The following is an 18,315-nucleotide window of genomic DNA, read 5'->3' as shown; positions in this document are numbered from 1 at the left end:
CTCATGCTTGGCTAGAAAAGCAGCTTCTTCAACCGGCCAATCTTTATCCTGTTCTTTTAATTGGAAAGCATCCAATTGATCAAGCAGCCACCCTTTGACGCTTTCTATCCGGTTTGGAATACGGCCTGTCAGTTTATAAAAGTAACGGTGAATCTCATCAGCCCTTACGATTGTTTGTCCTCGAAAGGTGATGTTCCTAAACTTCATCCCTTTCTCAGTTAATCCTTTTACGTAATCATCCAGCAGATTCTTATAATCCAATGCTGATTTGAAACGAATCGCTGCCACTCTTCTCTCAAGCCTCTGGCTGTCTCGATCAGACAACAAGTATTCCAGCTGCTCAAATGGACTTTCCAGCTCAAAATCTCGATCCAGACGTCCAGCTGCATACTCCTGGAATGTGACTTGCCGCATGTTATCCTCCCCAAGCTCAGGAAGAACTGAAGCCACATAACTAATAAACATGTGGTTGGGTGAAAATAATAAAATTTGATCTGCACTTATAGATGTCCGATATCGATAGAGCAGATAAGCAATGCGCTGCATAGCCGCTGAGGTCTTTCCGCTTCCTGCTGCTCCCTGAACAATCAGCATTTTATTCTTATCATATCGTATAATTTGATTTTGTTCTTTTTGAATCGTAGCGACTATACTTTTCATATGGGAGGTGGCATTTCCGCCAAGTACGTGCTGGAGCAGTTCGTCTCCAATCGTGAGTCCTGTATCGAACATTCCTTGAAGAGATCCCTGCCGGATAATGAATTGTCTCTTCAGCTTCATCTCCCCTGTCACTTCTCCCACAGGGGTTTCATATTGAACAGGGCCCGGGGCATAATCGTAATACATACTCGATACAGGTGCGCGCCAATCATAAATCAGGAAGTCTTCTTTGTTCTTATCCATCAATGAACCAATGCCTATATATATAGATTCTAGCTCTCCGTCTTCTTCCTGGAAATCAATTCTTCCGAAATAGGGAGAATCCTCCTGTCGCGCGTAAAGCTTCACCAGTTTATGAAACTGTCCGTAGCTTCTCTCCCTCTCTGACAATAGTTCAGCTTGTTGTTTAATACTTGCGTATGTTTCAATCGCTTCGTCGGGTTCATCCATATTAACGGTAACATCATCCCAAAACCCTTGGCGCAGTTCCAGTATGTCTCCCATCAATTCTTTGTTATTTTCCATTAATTCATTCTTTTTCTCTGATAAAATCTGCTTAATATTCTCTATTCTTTTCTCTTCTTGCTGCCATTCATCGTGGTTCTCATCCATCCTATCCACTCCTCTCACGTGCACACATCAAACTATTATCAGCAGCCCACAAACCCCTGCTCTATTTACTTGTTCATAATTTCAGAATAGCTCCCGTTTGTTGAAGACTCAGTTTCGAGATAACTCGGGTCCCTTGCCGAAAAAGGATGAGGGCGGCTACGGAAAACAACTCGCTTTCCTTCGCCGCCCCAACGATATCTAGTGAACGGACCCTGCTATAGGAGCAGGAGCCAAACTGCATCTGCCTCAAATGCTTCTATAACAGGGTGTTTCTACACGTAAACAAACACTAAAACTCAGGGTAGATTATAGATTATCCTTGTTCATTTGAAGGTGTTTATTCAGAATTTCGAGCTCTCCATGATCGCAAAGGGGCGGAAGGAACGGCGAAGACTCCTGCGGGTTGAACATGACAGGTGAGGCCCCGGAAGGCGCCAGCCTGAGGAGACTCAACGCATGCCCGCGGAAAGCGAGTCGTTCCCTGGAGCCCCTTTCTCCACACAATATCTCGAAACTGAGTTTTCAAATATCCGGCCCTTTAGCGTAATAAGCCTCTTATGTTAGATGACCATGTTTAACACAGTGGGGTGTGTTCATGTGTCGGCTTCTTGTATGACAGAAGAAGCTGTTCAGTTATTAGTGCAGGTCAACCTATATATAAAAGTAATTCTACTATGCCTCTACCCCTAGTACAATCAATATTAGTTATGAGGCACAATCAAAAGAGCCAGGTAAGGATTAGCCTTTACCTGACTCTTCTTTTAATTCACGACTTCTTCTGGACTGACTTCGCTAAAAAATTGTTTCATCGCATGAAATACATCTGCTTTTCTTCTCAAAATGTAATAACGGAATTTAGGGTGATCAATCGCTTTGTAAGCCTGCATCAAACTAGATGACCGATTATACTGGTTGACTTCACCATATCCGAACATCTGAGAAACCTCAAGAAGCTCTTCAATTAAAGCTAAACAACGCTTGTTATCAGACGTTAAATTATCCCCATCTGAAAAGTGGAACGGATAGATATTATAACGATCCGGTGAGTACTTAGTTTCAATTAACTCCAGCGCTTTCCGGTAGGCTGACGAACAAATTGTTCCTCCGCTTTCCCCTTTAGAAAAGAAATCTTCTTCACTAACCACTTTTGCCTGCGTATGATGAGCTACAAATTCTACATCCACCGTCTCATAATTTTTGCTTAAGAAACGGTTCATCCAGAAAAAGAAGCTTCTGGCCATGTACTTTTCCCACTGCCCCATGGAACCACTTGTATCCATCATCGCAATAACAACAGCTTTTGATTCAGGTTTCGTCTTATCATTCCAGGTTTTATAGCGTATATCTTCCGGAAAGATGGGGTTAAACGAAGCTTCCCCTCCAAGAGCGTTCCGCTTATAGGCTTCAAGCATCGTTCTTTTCTTATCAATATTACCTGTTAAACCTGTTTTACGAATATCACTAAATTCAATATCTGTTTGAATAATGTTATCCTTTTCTTTTTCATCCAGGTTCGGCAGCGTCAGCTCTTTAAAAAATGCCTCCTCGAGCTCTGCCAGTGAAATTTCAGCTTCATAGAAATCTTCGCCGGCTTGATCCCCGGCACCTTCTCCTTGACCAGGCTTTCCTTTGGATTGCGGGGCCTGAGCTACCACATCACCGATTTCGCTATCCCCATCGCCTTGTCCTGCATGCTTGTTCTTCTCATGATTGTAACGAATTTTATATTCATCAAGCGAACGTATTGGTATCTTGACGACACGTCTTCCATTCGACATTACAATATTTTCTTCGGTAATCAAATCTGGCAATTGTTTATTCATCGCGTCCTTAACTTTTTCCTGATGTCGCCTCTGATCGTCGTAGCCTTTCCGATGGAGGGACCAGTCGTCTTCGGCGATTACGAAACTCTTCTCTTCATCCATGTTTTTCTCCCTCCTAACCGAGTATTACTCTATCGTATGCAGGTCCACGTAAATGGATGAAACATAATAAAATATGTGTGAATTTTTTGATAATTCAGCCTGGTTTTAGAGTAATCTGCAAGAAAAAAAGCCCTGCACAGAAACTGTACAGAACTTTCTTTGTCACCCTCAGGTTGTATAAAGTTTTTTGGAAATCAGTGTTTGAATCACAAGAAAAGCTCCTCCTGCTGCCCAATAGAGAGGCAGAGCTGAAGGCGAGGAAATGGAGATAAACAGAATCATGACGGGAGATAACAGACCCATCCACTTCATCTGCTTTCGTTGTTCTTCCGGCATTCCAATAAGAGACACTCTATATTGGATGAAATAAAGTACACCTGCAATAACAGCCATGGTTAGATCTGTCTGCCCCAAATCAAACCATAAGAAAGAATGGGTTGCGATTTCTTCCGAGCTTCGAATCGCATAATAGATTCCAGCAAAGATCGGAATCTGTAAGACGATCGGCAGACATCCCATGTTTAGCGGATTAATTTGATTGGTCCGGTACAATTCCATCATTTCGCTCTGAATCTTTTTCTTATCCTCCTGGCTGGATGCCTGCTTTAACCGGCTTTGAAGATCATTCAGCTCAGGTTTCACCGCATCCATTTTCCCACGCATGTCCTGACTATTTTTAAACGTTTTTAACATGAACGGCATAATAACCACTCTAAGCGCGAGGGTAATAAAAATAATCGCTATGCCATAATTTTCTCCAAATAACTCTGCAATGAAGGTAATCGCCTCAGTGAAGGGCTCAACAAAGTATTGGCTGAAGAACCCTCCCCCGCTTTCTTTCGGTGCACATCCCGTTAGTGAAATTGTGCTGATCAAGAATAAACTTATCCATTTTTTCAATATTAGTCCTCCTCTTTATTCGTTTCTTCAAGCACGAACAAAGAGGTGGTGATCATCGTCTCCATCGTCATCTTTTCTGGCTACTGTCCGTTGTATCCAATGAATCAATCCATGAGTGATTGAAACAGATGTTTCTTGTAGCGAGAATGCTTTTGTATCCTTCTGCAGGAAAACGTGACGCGATTGCAGCCATAAAGAACTTCCTGAAACCATATGAGTCCACATAGATTCAAAAGCTATTCCGGCCAGCAATGTGATATATAAAGACAAGAACAGTAAATCGAATGAGCCGTCAAATAATTCTATTATAATGGCCATAGTTTCAACCCTTTTTATTAATTAATACGTCAACATACGTTTATCCTAACGTAAATGTTTCACTTTGTCACAAAAAAACCCGCCAGGAATTATTCCCAGCGGGTGATCAGTTTATCCTTCTAGTAATAAATCATAAGGATCTTCAATCATTTCTTTAATTCTCTTCAGGAACTGTACAGCTTCTTTTCCGTCAACGATCCGGTGATCGTATGAAAGAGCAATATACATCATAGGGCGAGCTTGAATGGTATCATCCGGCATAACCTTCGGACGCTTTTCAATATTGTGCAGACCCAGGATACCGACTTGCGGAGAATTCAGGATCGGCGTGGAAAGCATGGAGCCGAAAATACCGCCATTTGTAATCGTAAAGGAACCACCCTGCAGATCTTCCAACTGAAGTTCCTTATTGCGTGCTTTCGTTGCCACATCAGCAATTCCTTTTTCAATTCCTGCGAAATCCAGACGATCCGCATCGCGGACAACTGGAACAACGAGACCTTCTTCCGTAGATACGGCCATACCAATATCATAGAATTTCTTCATAACAATTTCATTGCCCTGGATTTCCGCATTGATTAGAGGGAACTCTTTCAATGCACCTACCACAGCTTTCGTAAAGAAAGACATGAATCCTAGTTTAATATCGTGTTTCTTCAAGAAGGATTCTTTGCGCTGGCTTCTAAGGTTCATCACATTCGTCATATCAACTTCATTGAAAGTGGTAAGCATCGCGGAAGTTTGTTGTACCTCTACGAGACGCTTCGCAATTGTTTGACGGCGGCGGGACATTTTAACTCGTTCCACCGGCTTTTCAAACTCTGTCTTTTCACTATTCTGTTCTGATTTTTTCTCTTTTTTAGGAGCTTCTTTTTTCTCTTCCTGCTTAGGTTCCTGTTTCTGTTCCTTCTTGCCTCCGCCTTGAGCTGCTTCTTCTACATCTTCAGGACGGATGCGGCCAAGTGGATCTCTTGCAGAAATCTCACTCAGGTTGATTCCAAGCTCACGCGCTCGTTTACGAGCCGCTGGAGTAGCAATAACTTCTTTTTTGTTGTCACCATTTGAACCTTGATCCTGATCGGATTTAGATTCTTCTTTTTGTTTGGAATCCTCTGTTTCCTGTTGTTGCTCTTTATCTTCCTCGGCTTGCTTGTTCTCCTCAGAAGATTCTTTCTGTTCTTCTTCATTGGAAGATTCCTCTTCCGAGCTGCCTCCGGCTTCTCCGTTTTCATCAACTTTAGCGATAACGTCTCCTACTTCTACGTCATCTCCAGCTTCTTTTAGAAGTTCCGAAATAACACCGCTTGCATCAGCGTTTACTTCAACGTTTACTTTATCTGTCTCGAGTTCAAGAATAGGATCGCCTTTCTCAACCTGATCTCCTTTTTGGACCAGCCATTCGGCAATCGTACCTTCTGTAATGGATTCGGCTAATTCAGGAACCTTAATTTCCTTCATTTGATTTTCCTCCTTTAGACATCTGTAGCGCTTCGTGGATTATACGGTTTTGCTCGGTTTTATGAATGTTTGGTTCACCCACGGAAGGAGACGCACGATGCGGTCTTCCTACATAGCGGTGAATTTGACTGCCTGTAAGCAGTTTGTGCAGGATTCCTTCTACAAAGTACCAGCTTCCCATGTTTTGAGGTTCTTCCTGAATCCAAACGAGCTCCTCTAAATTCGGATACGTTTCAAGGATTTCTTTTAACCTTTGTCTTGGGAATGGATAGATTTGTTCAATACGGACAGCATCGATCGTTTCAAACGAATGATCTTCTGCTTTTTCTACCGTATCTTCCATATCCACCATAATTTTCCCGCTTCCAAGAAGCAAGGTTTTCACTTTTTCTCTCGCTTTATCATCTTCCTTAGTCAAACCAGGCTGTCTCATGATCGGCTGGAATTTACCTTCACTGAAGGAGCTTCCTTCCACCGCCACTCTCTGATTACGAAGGAGACTTTTTGGTGTCATTAAAACCAGCGGCCGTGCTTCTTCTTCATTGCTGATCGCAGCTTGTCGTCTCAATAAATGAAAATATTGAGCAGAAGAGGTCACGTTGCCTACCGTCCAGTTGTTCTCTGCAGCCAACTGCAGGAAGCGTTCGAGTCGGGCACTGGAGTGTTCCGGTCCTTGTCCTTCATATCCATGAGGAAGGAGGAATACCATATTGGATTTTTCTCCCCATTTAGCCCGGCCTGCCGCAACAAACTGGTCGAAAATAACCTGTCCCGCGTTAGCGAAATCCCCGAACTGAGCTTCCCACAGGACTAAAGTTTCTGGAGCCTGGACACTATAGCCGTATTCAAAACCAAGCACACCGGCTTCTGAAAGCGGGCTGTTATGAATATCAAACGATGCATTTGCCTGCTCCAAGCCGTGAAGCGGACAATAGGTTTCTCCTGTCTCTACATCATGGAGGACCATGTGGCGGTGAGCAAAAGTTCCCCGCTCTGTATCCTGACCCGTAATACGGATCGGTTGTCCTTCTTCCAGTATGGATGCGAAAGCAAGTGCTTCTGCGGTGGCCCAGTCAACTTTTTGACCATCTTCAAGCATTTTACTGCGGCGCTGAAGAATTTTTTCCAGCTTCTTAAATCCATTGAAACCTTCCGGACGCTTAAGCATTCCTTCGTTTAATGAGCGGAGGCGATCAATATCAACAGCCGTTTCAATTTCATCCAGAGTGCGTTCAACCCCGCTTGGGCGGTCCTGAACATCAGGTGTGGTTGTCTCATGTTCGCTCATGTTGTTGTACACATCACGCAATTCATTTTCAATTTCATCTTTCATATCTTTAAGCGTGCCTTCTTCAACCACAGATTCCTTACGAAGCTGCTCTTCATAAATAGCAGCCACCGTAGGATGCTCATCAATTTCACTATAAAGGCGAGGCTGAGTAGCACGCGGTTCATCCATTTCATTATGTCCGAAACGGCGATAACCGACTAAGTCGATTAAGATGTCTTTATGGAAAGTCTGACGGTATTCATAAGCAAGTGCCATGGCTGACATGCATGCAAGTGGATCATCAGCATTGACGTGTACCACCGGGATTTCAAACCCTTTGGCGAGATCACTCGCATACCGAGTAGAGCGTCCCTTTTCACGGTTGGTTGTGAAACCTACAAGGTTGTTGGCAATTATGTGAATCGTTCCACCTGTACGATATCCCGGCAGATCACTCATGTTCAGCGTCTCAGCTACGACACCTTCGCCAATAAAAGCAGCATCTCCATGAATGAGAAGACCAAACGCTTCGTCCTCATCCATTTCTGCATACCCAGCAGTAGAGCGGTCGTCCTGAGCTGCTCTCGTGAAGCCTTCCACGACAGGATTGACGTATTCAAGGTGAGAAGGGTTATGGCTCAACGTGACTCTTGTCGCTGACTGCTCCCCATTTCCAATTTCTCTGCGGGCACCGAAGTGATACTTCACATCTCCGGTCCAGCCATAATTAATGCCTGTAGACCCTTCAGATGGGATTAGCTCTTTATCAGGAGAAAGATGGAATTCAGAGAAAATTCGATCGTAAGGCTTTCCTAGGGTGTGAGCAAGTACATTCAAGCGCCCTCTGTGCGCCATACCCATCATAATGTTCTTAATCTTATCGTTAGAAGCCGACTGAATCATGTGATCAAGCATCGGCACCATGACATCCAAACCTTCGATGGAGAAACGCTTCTGTGCAACGAATGTTTTAGCCAGGAAGTTTTCGAAACCTTCGACTTGGGCTAAACGACGCAGAAGCTGTTTCTTTTCTTCATTGGAAAAGGAAACATGGAAAGAACCAGTATCCACCTTGTCCAAAAGCCATTTCCGTTCTTCTTCATTATTGACATGACCAAATTCAAAAGAAGTCGTGCCGGCATATTTTTCTTTTAAAGTCTTGACGACCTGCAAGGCATTATCAAGTCTAAGCGGTGAGTCCGACCATACCCACTTCGCCGGAATATTCTCTAAGTCTTTTTCAGTAAGACCATAGGTTTCAATATCCAGCAGATTGGTACTCGGGCGCTCATCACTTCCTACTGCGTAAATATTTGCTCGCAGATGGCCATGACGACGAATAGCCTCAACAAGTTTCAGTGCTGAGGTAACCTTTGCAATATCCACTTCTGAAGATGAAGATACACCTGTGCTCTGTGCAGACATGTCCTCTTTCATCCATTCAGGTGCCCCGTGCTCATCGAATAATTCTTTTAATGAAGCATCGACAGCGGAAGGGTCTTGTTCATATAGTTCGTACTGTTCTTCCACATAGCCCATGTTGGGGCCGTGAAATTTTTCCCAGAATCTTTCATTGGAGCCTTGATTAGACACGTGTAATACCCCCAAGTAGTTGTTGGATGTAATTTCTTCGAAAACGTTTCCAAGTCCAAATACCATTATAGAATTGAAACGCGTAAGTATTCAACAAAATTCGGTTATTTTTTTAATTAACAACATTTACATTATAACAAGAAAGACGCACCCTTTGGTACGCCTTTTTCACTTTTTACCAGTAAAGTGATATGAATTTGTCACTCTTCGTCTTCGAGAACGCGGTATGCCATGTCATAGAGTTTCATTTGACTGTTGATTCGTTCGGCACCTTTGGGAGCTTCAACATAACGGTATGTCCCATCGTTCTGCTGTTCCCTGGCCTTTACGTTGTCACTTAACATGACAGATAATATCCTTTGTAAACGGCTTTTCACTCCAGGTTCGTGAATGGGGAATAAAAGCTCCACACGTTTTACCATGTTTCTCGTCATCATATCGGCGGAGGACAAAAACACTCGATCATCACCATTATGGTGGAAGTAATAAATGCGGCTGTGCTCTAAGAAACGTCCGACAATACTAATTACGCGGATGTTCTCGCTAATCCCTTTAATTCCGGGACGCAGACAGCAGATTCCACGTACAATTAAATCAATCTGAACGCCAGCCTGTGAGGCCTCATAGAGCTTCATTATTAAATTCTTATCCGTTAATGAATTCATCTTAGCAATAATCCGTCCGTTTCCGTGCTGTTTCTGGAAACGGATTTCATTATTAATATAACGGATAAAGTCATTACGAATATCAAAAGGGGCCATGGAAATATGATGATACTTCGGCTTTTCTGTAAAGCCGCTTAAATAATTGAAGAAATCTGTAGCATCAATTCCAAATTTACGTTTCGACGTAATAATCCCCATGTCCGTGTATAAGGACGCTGTCTGATCATTATAGTTCCCTGTTCCCAGATGAACGAAACGCTCTATTTTATCTTTCTTCTTTCTTACCACAAGAGTGATCTTGCTGTGCGTCTTCAAATAAGTCATGCCATAAATCACATGGCAGCCTGCTTTTTCCAATTCCTTAGCCCATTGCACATTATTTTCCTCATCAAACCGCGCTTTCAATTCTACCAGCACAGTTACTTGCTTCCCTTGTTCTGCTGCCCGTTTCAAAGCATCGATGATCGGGGAATCCCCACTGACCCGGTAAAGCGTTTGTTTAATGGCAAGTACGTAGGGGTCATCTGCGGCTTCTGAGACAAAATCAACCACTGGTTCGAACGATTCGTAAGGATGGTGAAGAAATAGATCACGGTGTGAGGCCGCTTCAAATATGTCTTCTTCCCCTTCTAAATCACGAGGTGGCTGAGGCATTAAGGTTTCATACATTAAATGATCCTTAATCTCAGAGAATGTTTTATGGAATTTAAATAAGAATGTAAGATCAAGCGGACCATTTGTAATATACAGATCATCTTTGTGAATTTCAAGTACGCTTAACAAAAAACGGATGACCTTATCATCATACTTTCCGCTTCTCACTTCAAGTCTGACGGCTGCTCCCCATTTTCTTTTTCTTAATTCTTTTTCGATTTCCTTCAGAAGGTCCCGAGCTCCTTCCTCGTGAATCGTCATATCCGCATTCCTCGTAATTCGGAACTCTGTAATCGATTTTACCTGATATCCTTTGAACAGCTTGTTTATAAAATGGCTGATAATTTCTTCAAGCAGAATGTACTGATACTTTTTATCATGCTCCACCTGCACAAATCGATCCAAAACGGCCGGGACCTGCACGATGGCCGTTTTGGTTTCGTTATCGTGAGGATCAAGCGCATCCTGAATGACTACAGCCAGGTTAATCGACTTATTTAAAAGCATTGGAAAAGGACGATAGGCATCTACAGCCATGGGAGTTAATACAGGAAAGATCTCTTCATTGAAATACGTTTCGAGATTATCAATCTCATCTTTCGTTAAATCCTCAATGGATAGAATGGATATATCTTCTTTCTCCAATTCCGGTTTCATAGCTTGAAAGGTCGCGTACTGTTTCTCAACGATGTCGTGGTTAATATCTGCAATTTTAGCCAGCTGTTGTTTAGGTGTAAGACCTGCTTTATTCTCAGGCTTGTTAAACCCGGCTTTCACCTGGTCTTTCAAACCGGCTACCCTGACCATAAAAAACTCATCCAGGTTGGAAGAGCATATAGCTAAAAACTTCAGCCGCTCCAGCAAAGGGTTGTCGGTATCGATGGCTTCTTCTAACACGCGTTCGTTAAAAGCAAGCCAGCTGAGTTCTCTGTTGTTATAAAAAAGAGGGTTATCTAGCTCTATTATTTCGTTACTCTTCGACATGTTCCACACCCTTTACATTGTAGTCTCACGTCCACATTAGTATGTCATCTTATAGGGCATATTAATACCATGTTAAGTTTTCGTAAACAGAGGATTAAAAGAAAGAAATATATTCCATTTCGATGCTATTTTTCCACAAACGTAAGATTAATACTCTTCTTAAGGGATTTTTCTAAATGTTTTTTCTGTTTTTCAGCTTGATACTCCTCCGGCATCCATTCCCCTTCACAGTAAAGAGTTATATTCAGGTCATCGCCATCAACCGCTACTTCAAGATTCTCTACGGTCTGGCGTCTCGTACTATCCAGGCAGTAACAGAATTTAAGCAGCGCTCCTAACAGGCGGAGCTTTTTACGCTCGTCCTTAAGAAACCACTTTTTATAGGGATGAAGGAATTGTTTGAAGAGCGTCTTATTCTTGAAAGAAGCTAGTAGAGCAAGGCGTAGGCGCTCCATATGCATTAGGCCGTCAATCGTACGGTTGGCTAACAGGTAAAAGGTGTGCTGGGAGCTAGCCTCGCTGTCAATATAATCACCCAGATTAAACACATAGCTCGCCCGCTTTACTTCCTGCCAGTCTTTCTTCCTCAACCCGCCGACACCTTTTTCATGGAGCTGATGGAATAACTCATTCGAAAGGTGCTGCACATGATTAATCTGCTTCACACTTAAATCATAATCAGTGACCAGTTCCTGGATACTTTCTTCCAACACGTTCGGAAACAGATGCGTGCCCATATCTCTTGTTAACTGCTCATAAAAAACACCGTCACGTAACCCTTTGCGGCTTAAAATAAAGCCACTGGACTGAGAGACATCGTATAAAGAATGAAAAACCTCTGTAGCCGGCAGAATAATGTCCGCGCGGTCTTTGGACAGCCCCTCCACCTTTTGCAGTTTTTTCATTGGGAGTGTGAAAAGATAGTTTTTGACAAACGATAAATCACTGTCTTTCATTTTGTATTGATGCAGACCAGCGAGCGGATACTCCTTCAGGTTCTGATCAATCTGCACAAGATTACGTGCACCCCCGCCAATTCCAACCAAAGGCACTTTTCTTTTTTGAAGCCACGGCAGCGTATTGAATTGTTCCATTAAATATTGACGGAGATCCGACATCTCATCCTCGGTCGGAAGTTCTTTTTTGAAAAAATCCTGCTGCAGCGTGAGAGCTCCGAAAGGAAAACTGTGGGATTCCACCAGTTCCCGGTCTTTGAAGTATGTAACCTCCGTACTTCCTCCACCGATATCTACGGTGATCCCTTCAGTCAGAGGCGTGGAGTTAACGACAGCTAAATATCCATAATACGCTTCTTCATGTTCAGACAATATCCTCATGTCAAATCCAGTTTGCTCGGATACTTTTTCAGTGATTTCTTCCTGGTTAGTTGCCTGTCGAATCGTTGCCGTAGCTACACAGACCATTTCCTCCAATTGATAGCTTTGAGCAACTTCTTTAAAGCTTGTCAGTGTGGTCAAGAGGGTTCGGATTCCTTCCTCAGAAAGACGGTTGTCCTTTTTCAAATGATTACGCAGCCGGGCCACTGCCTTTACGTTTTCAATTTCACGAAGCCGCCCGCCTTTTTCTCTTAAATAAATAACCAGACGCATCGTATTGGAACCTACATCGATAATGGCGTAATAACTTTTTGACATCCTCTCACCTGCATTTCTTTTTGAAGCCATTATAACATAAACAATCCACCCTCCTGAACGAAAAAGCGGAGGGTGGATTGTTTAATTTGTACTATCGGTTTAATAGACTGCCCACATATTTTAATAGCTCGTTCGCAGAACTGGAATTATACCCATGTTCATCGACAAGCGTAGCGACAACTTCATTAATCTTCTTCAACTGGCGCTCATCCGGTGTTTTGGTCGATGTCGTAATCTTGACCACATCTTTCAGATCAGCAAACAGTTTCTTCTGAATAGCTTCTCTCAAACGCTCATGTGACTGGTAATCGAACTTTTTGCCTTTACGGGCGTAAGCTGAAATGCGGATAAGGATTTCTTCACGGAACGCTTTCTTCGCATTCTCAGACACTCCGATCTGCTCTTCAATGGAACGCATCAGGCGTTCATCCGGATTTAATTCTTCACCGGTGAGCGGATCTCTGAGCTTCGCTTTGTTACAGTACGCCTCTACATTATCAAGATAATTATCCATGAGAGTGATTGCAGACTCTTCATAGGAATAGACAAACGCTTTCTGTACTTCTTTCTTCGCAATCTCATCGTACTCTTTTCTTGCCAGTGAGATGAAATCAAGGTAGCGGTCCTTGTCGTCACTTGAAATCGATGCATGGCTGCTTAGACCATCTTTCAAAGATCTCAGCACATCCAGCGCATTAATCGACGTTAGTTCTTTCTTAATAATCGTTGAAGAAATACGGTTGATTACATAACGCGGGTCAATTCCGCTCATGCCTTCATCAGAAAACTCTTTTTTCAGTTCTTCTACATCTACATCACTGAAGCCTTCCAGAATTTCACCGTCATACAACCTCATTTTCTTCAATACATCCACAGAAGCTTTCTTAGAATCTTTCAATCTCGTTAAGATTGTAAACATGGCCGCTACACGCAGCGTATGAGGAGCAATATGCACATCCCGTATATCACTCTCGCGAATCATCTTTTCATAGATACGTTCTTCCTGACTGACTTTTAAATTATAAGGAACAGGCATAACGATCATTCGGGAATGCAGGGCTTCATTCTTTTTATTGGCAATAAAGGAACGATACTCTGCTTCGTTGGTATGGGCAATGATTAGTTCATCGGCAGAAATTAAAGCAAAACGTCCAGCTTTAAAGTTTCCTTCCTGCGTTAAGCTGAGCAGGTGCCACAAGAATTTCTCATCACATTTCAGCATTTCCTGGAACTCCATAACCCCGCGGTTCGCTTTATTCAGTTCGCCATCAAAACGGTAGGCACGAGGATCGGATTCAGAACCGTACTTCGCTATGGTCGAAAAGTCGATAGACCCAGTCAAATCCGCAATATCCTGAGATTTCGGATCGGATGGACTGAAGGTACCAATGCCTGTACGCTTATCCTCTGAGAAAAAGATTCTTTCTACCAGAACATCCTCAATTCGTCCGCTGTACTCCTGCTCTACTCTCATCGTATTTAATGGTGATAAACTTCCTTCAATTCGTATGCCGTAGTGTTCCATGAATTCTTCTCTCATATGATTCGGAATTAAATGAAGCGGGTCTTCATGCATCGGACAGCCTTTAATCGCAAAAACGGCTCCTCTATCGGTGTAGGAATACTTTTCTAATCCCCGTTTTAACAGGTTGACCAATGTGGATTTCCCGCCGCTGACAGGACCCATTAATAAAAGAATACGCTTTCGGACGTCAAGACGTCTGGCTGCCGGGTGAAAGTATTCTTCAACGAGCTTCTCCATAGCTTCGTCCAATCCGTAAATGTCATCATCAAAGAATTTGAACTTCTTATGATCATGTTCTTCCACGACACCCGCATCTTTCACCATATTATAAACGCGGGAATGAGCGGATTGTGCTAAATACGGTTTTTCTTTTAATAGCTCTAAGTATTCTGCGAATGAACCTTCCCACTTTAACTCTTCAGCTTGTTCCCTGTGGTCTTGTATCTTCTTCAATATATCCACTTAGCGAGACCTCCTCCGTCTTCATAGACGAAATTTAATACATCCTATGCTTAGATAAGAGAAAACATGTGTCTTAAAGACAAGCAGCACTACGCTCACAATTCCTGCTTCCACTGATAAAAAAGTACTTTCTCACAGGATTCCTTAAGAACTTTCTTCTCCTGCTGCAATCACTTCTGAAAGGACCTGTATGGTTATCTTTATTAGATTTCCACAAAAAAAAGAACCGATCTGAACGATCAGTCCTCCTCATAATCTCTCTCTTTAAGGTATCTTTGGCGATGTGAGAGTCCTATTACTAAAAATAAAATAAATAATCCAATATTCAACCACCGGAATTCATCATAAAAAATGGCAAGCACCGCCCAAATAGCTGCACTTATTAAAAAGAGTATACTAGATAGCAAAGATTGACTCATGATGAACCCCTCCTATCCTTATTGTAAAGCATATCCGTTCTGTACTGTGGATATTTTTTATATTTTGACTATGTTAAATGTTTTTTCCTATAGGTTTATTCAGCTATCGGGCCGGATTGATGAACACTCGATTACAAGAAATCTTTGGTCCGTTGCTAATATAGAAGAGAGGGGTTGGCTACGGAAACAACTCGGTTCCTACGTCCCTACAAGACGTAGGGTCGCAGGAAAGTGAGTTATTTCTCCACCAACCCTCCTCCCCTTTAACGTAACGGACCCATTTTCTCGAGACCGAGTCTTCCAGTATCGGGGCTTATCTGAAATAATTAATAGAGACTACTTTTAACTTTCAAAAAAGTTTCATAGAAAAATAGTTTAGCAAATTTTGACACCATACACCACCCTTGTTAAAATGATTCATGAACATTTTACTCAAATAAAGTACTACATATAGAAAGAAGGACTGCAAAATGGAAACATGGTACTTTGTCGATTCTGGTCATTGTACACCTGCCATGAATATGGCTCTGGATGAAGCATTGATGAATTGGCATCGCCAAGGAGAAATCCCTCCGGTACTTCGCTTTTACGGATGGGCACCAGCAGGCCTTTCAGTGGGATACTTCCAAAAGGTAAAAGGTAAAATTGACCTGGAAGGTGTCGAACGTCATGGCTTTGAACTCGTTCGCCGTCAGACTGGAGGCCGTGCTGTCCTTCATGACAAGGAATTAACGTACAGTGTTATTGTTTCCGAAGATCATCCGGACATGCCAGCTTCCGTGAAAGATGCTTATCTTGTTCTTTCAAAAGGACTTCTGGAAGGTTTTCATAATCTCGGTATCGAAGCTGAATTCGCCGTTCCCGAGGGTAAATTAGATACAACCGGTTCAGCCGTATGTTTTGAAGAGCCTTCCTGGTATGAATTGATTGTGGAAGGCAGGAAAGCTGCCGGAAGTGCTCAGACTAGGAAAAAGGGTGTTATCCTTCAACATGGATCTATTCCAATTGATGTAGATGATGTGAAACTTTTTGATATGTTTATTTATAAGAATGAACGCATAAAAGAACGAGCACGCCGCGCATTCGGTGATAAAGCCGCAGCGATCAATCAATTGTTGGACAGCAGCGTAACATTTGATCAGACGAAAGAAGCTTTTAAGGAAGGATTCGAAAAAGGGCTTGATGTCCATTTAGAACCCTTTGAACTTTCCGATGAGCAATGGAAAGAAGTAGAAAGAATTGCAGAAGAACGCTATCGCACAGAGGAATGGAATTTTTCCAGATAAAAAGGAGTGGAATTCTTATGGCAAAGAATCAAGAACACGTAAGAAAGCCCGATTGGCTTAAAATCAAAATTAACACTAACAAATCCTATACAGGACTTAAGAAACTAATGCGCGATAAAAAATTAAACACCGTTTGTGAAGAAGCCCGCTGTCCGAACATCCACGAATGCTGGAGTGAACGTAAAACAGCGACCTTCATGATCCTCGGTGATACTTGTACGCGCGGTTGCCGCTTCTGTGCCGTAAAAACCGGACTTCCAAATGAACTGGACTGGGGCGAGCCGGAACGTGTGGCAGAATCTGTAGAAATCATGGGGCTGAAACACGTGGTAGTAACAGCCGTAGCTCGTGATGACTTAAATGACGGCGGTGCTGCTGTCTTTGGTGAAACGGTTAAAGCAATTCGTCGCCGTGTTCCTGGATGTACCGTTGAAATTCTTCCATCTGATATGAAAGGCGATTATGAGAGCTTACATACTCTGATGGGCGGAGAGCCTGACATCTTCAACCACAATATAGAAACCGTACGCCGGTTGACGAAAAAAGTTCGTGCCCGCGCAATGTATGACCGCTCCTTAGAGCTTTTGCAGCGTGTAAAGGATATCCGTCCGGATACACCTACAAAGTCAAGCTTAATGGTCGGTCTGGGAGAAACCAAAGAAGAAATTGTAGAAGCTATGGACGACCTTCTCGCTCATAATGTCGACATTATGACCATCGGCCAGTATTTGCAGCCGACGAAAAAACATTTGAACGTTGAGCGCTATTACCATCCAGATGAGTTTGAAGAGCTAAAACAGATTGCTCTTGAAAAAGGATTTAAGCATTGCGAAGCCGGTCCAATGGTGCGTTCTTCTTACCACGCTGATGAACAGGTAAATAACACTTCCGCCCAGCGCCGCATTAAATATATGCAAGGCTATGAATCTCAAGGTGAAACTCTTGATAAAACAAACTTTTAATTAAAAAAGGAGGCCTCCTGATTGTAGGAGGTCTCCCTTTTATTTATATTTTATTTATTGATTTTACCAGAAGCCACCATAAGGCGGTCGTCCGTAGTAACCTCCTCCATAATAGGGAGGACGATAAGGGCCTGGTCCGGGACCATAGCCATAGCCGCCGCCTCCAAAACCTCCGTATAATCCTGGAGCAATCGCTCCACCTAGAAATCCACCGAGCAGACCGCCCGCAAATGGCCCTAAGAAGAAAAATCTTTCATCCTCATCACGAAAATCATGTTGGACAGGATATGGATACTGATACGGATATTGATTCATGGTCATTCCTCCACTTCTATCCTTAGTTATTCACCTACTCTTCAACCTATGTAATTAACCCATAGCATGTATAGGCATCAGCCTTATCTCAGGGAGAAATTTACTTCCTGCAATTCACATCTTTTATTAAATAAGGTATAATACAGATTAGAATAGCTTGTCTCGACAGATTAAAGGAGGACTATACATGAAAATAACCTTGATTATTCTTGTTTGTATCACATACCTTACGTCCATCTTCACTGCTGGGTATGACGTTAAAGCAGGCAGACCTAAAAAATAAGTACCTAAAAAATCGCACCCCTGAGCGGGTGCGATTTTTCTTTGCCTATTTTAAACGTGGTGCCTCTATTTAAGCAGAAAGTTTTTACACAATAGGGCAGGTTACTGTAAGACTCAGTTTCGAGATAATGTGTGAAGAAAGGGGCTCCAGGGAACGGCTCGCTTTCCGCGGACATGCGCTGAGTCTCCTCAGGCTGGCGCCTTCCGGGGCCTCACCTGTCATGTTCATTCCGCAGGAGTCTACGCCGTTCCCTTCCGCCCCTTTGCGATCATGGAGAGCTCGAATTCCTTTACGTAAATGCCTTCATATGAGAAAGAATAACCTATGTGATCAACACTAAGTACCCGAGTCTCTCCAGGGAATAAACGC

Annotated in this window: 13 protein-coding genes; 2 read left to right on the top strand and 11 right to left on the bottom strand. The window is 42.8% G+C overall.

Annotated elements, in window-relative coordinates; genetic code table 11:
- The 10 genes from helD to WAM07_RS18105 all read right to left on the bottom strand — a co-directional run.
- A partial coding sequence (helD, locus tag WAM07_RS18150) for an RNA polymerase recycling motor HelD (protein ID WP_422168796.1) occupies positions 1 to 1,272 on the bottom strand: 1,272 nt, incomplete at its 3' end.
- A 761-nt stretch (positions 1,273 to 2,033) separates the two neighbouring features.
- Entirely contained in the window at positions 2,034 to 3,197 is a 1,164-nt protein-coding gene (gene yhbH / locus WAM07_RS18145; RefSeq protein WP_422168795.1) for a sporulation protein YhbH, read from the bottom strand.
- A 168-nt stretch (positions 3,198 to 3,365) separates the two neighbouring features.
- Entirely contained in the window at positions 3,366 to 4,097 is a 732-nt protein-coding gene (yidC, locus tag WAM07_RS18140; protein ID WP_422168794.1) for a membrane protein insertase YidC, read from the bottom strand.
- Between the two features lie 27 nt (positions 4,098 to 4,124).
- Positions 4,125 to 4,415, bottom strand: coding sequence for a hypothetical protein (locus WAM07_RS18135; protein WP_422168793.1), 291 nt, complete (start codon positions 4,413 to 4,415; stop codon positions 4,125 to 4,127).
- Between the two features lie 111 nt (positions 4,416 to 4,526).
- Positions 4,527 to 5,873 (bottom strand): 2-oxoglutarate dehydrogenase complex dihydrolipoyllysine-residue succinyltransferase, encoded by a 1,347-nt coding sequence (odhB, locus tag WAM07_RS18130; RefSeq protein ID WP_422168792.1) that lies wholly within the window; start codon positions 5,871 to 5,873, stop codon positions 4,527 to 4,529.
- Positions 5,860 to 8,736, bottom strand: coding sequence for a 2-oxoglutarate dehydrogenase E1 component (locus WAM07_RS18125; protein ID WP_422168791.1), 2,877 nt, complete (start codon positions 8,734 to 8,736; stop codon positions 5,860 to 5,862). The genes odhB and WAM07_RS18125 overlap by 14 nt, the downstream gene beginning before the upstream one ends.
- Before the next feature lie 200 nt (positions 8,737 to 8,936).
- Positions 8,937 to 11,039 carry an RNA degradosome polyphosphate kinase gene (locus tag WAM07_RS18120; protein WP_422168790.1) on the bottom strand — a complete coding sequence of 701 codons (2,103 nt, stop codon included), beginning with the start codon at positions 11,037 to 11,039 and terminating at the stop codon, positions 8,937 to 8,939.
- Positions 11,040 to 11,164: 125 nt separating this feature from the next.
- Positions 11,165 to 12,694 carry an exopolyphosphatase gene (gene ppx / locus WAM07_RS18115; protein WP_422168789.1) on the bottom strand — a complete coding sequence of 510 codons (1,530 nt, stop codon included), beginning with the start codon at positions 12,692 to 12,694 and terminating at the stop codon, positions 11,165 to 11,167.
- Positions 12,695 to 12,785: 91 nt separating this feature from the next.
- Positions 12,786 to 14,681, bottom strand: coding sequence for a PrkA family serine protein kinase (locus tag WAM07_RS18110; RefSeq protein WP_422168788.1), 1,896 nt, complete (start codon positions 14,679 to 14,681; stop codon positions 12,786 to 12,788).
- 239 nt (positions 14,682 to 14,920) lie between these two features.
- Complete coding sequence (locus tag WAM07_RS18105) at positions 14,921 to 15,100, bottom strand: hypothetical protein (protein WP_041601214.1); 180 nt, start codon at positions 15,098 to 15,100, stop codon at positions 14,921 to 14,923.
- Positions 15,101 to 15,570: 470 nt separating this feature from the next.
- Here WAM07_RS18105 and WAM07_RS18100 point away from each other — a divergent pair, with 470 nt between their 5' ends.
- Together WAM07_RS18100 and lipA are read left to right on the top strand one after the other, a co-directional pair.
- On the top strand, positions 15,571 to 16,386 hold the full coding sequence (locus WAM07_RS18100; RefSeq protein ID WP_422168787.1) for a lipoate--protein ligase family protein: 816 nt from the start codon (positions 15,571 to 15,573) through the stop codon (positions 16,384 to 16,386).
- A gap of 17 nt (positions 16,387 to 16,403) precedes the next feature.
- Entirely contained in the window at positions 16,404 to 17,348 is a 945-nt protein-coding gene (gene lipA, locus WAM07_RS18095; protein ID WP_422168786.1) for a lipoyl synthase, read from the top strand.
- 63 nt (positions 17,349 to 17,411) lie between these two features.
- On the opposite strand, the gene WAM07_RS18090 is transcribed toward lipA, so the two are convergent.
- On the bottom strand, positions 17,412 to 17,663 hold the full coding sequence (locus WAM07_RS18090; RefSeq protein WP_224895281.1) for a hypothetical protein: 252 nt from the start codon (positions 17,661 to 17,663) through the stop codon (positions 17,412 to 17,414).
- Positions 17,664 to 18,315 lie beyond the last annotated feature (652 nt).

It is taken from the genome of Halobacillus sp., from assembly GCF_049282395.1.
Taxonomy (GTDB): domain Bacteria; phylum Bacillota; class Bacilli; order Bacillales; family Halobacillaceae; genus Halobacillus.
This window is presented reverse-complemented; position numbering and strand designations above follow the sequence as displayed.

Coding starts and splice junctions, on each gene's coding strand:
- yhbH (WP_422168795.1), bottom strand. CDS start 3,197: ATGGATGAAGAGAAGAGTTTCGTAATCGCCGAAGACGACTGGTCCCTC.
- WAM07_RS18135 (WP_422168793.1), bottom strand. CDS start 4,415: ATGGCCATTATAATAGAATTATTTGACGGCTCATTCGATTTACTGTTC.
- odhB (WP_422168792.1), bottom strand. CDS start 5,873: ATGAAGGAAATTAAGGTTCCTGAATTAGCCGAATCCATTACAGAAGGT.
- WAM07_RS18120 (WP_422168790.1), bottom strand. CDS start 11,039: ATGTCGAAGAGTAACGAAATAATAGAGCTAGATAACCCTCTTTTTTAT.
- ppx (WP_422168789.1), bottom strand. CDS start 12,694: ATGTCAAAAAGTTATTACGCCATTATCGATGTAGGTTCCAATACGATG.
- WAM07_RS18105 (WP_041601214.1), bottom strand. CDS start 15,100: ATGAGTCAATCTTTGCTATCTAGTATACTCTTTTTAATAAGTGCAGCT.
- WAM07_RS18100 (WP_422168787.1), top strand. CDS start 15,571: ATGGAAACATGGTACTTTGTCGATTCTGGTCATTGTACACCTGCCATG.
- lipA (WP_422168786.1), top strand. CDS start 16,404: ATGGCAAAGAATCAAGAACACGTAAGAAAGCCCGATTGGCTTAAAATC.
- WAM07_RS18090 (WP_224895281.1), bottom strand. CDS start 17,663: ATGAATCAATATCCGTATCAGTATCCATATCCTGTCCAACATGATTTT.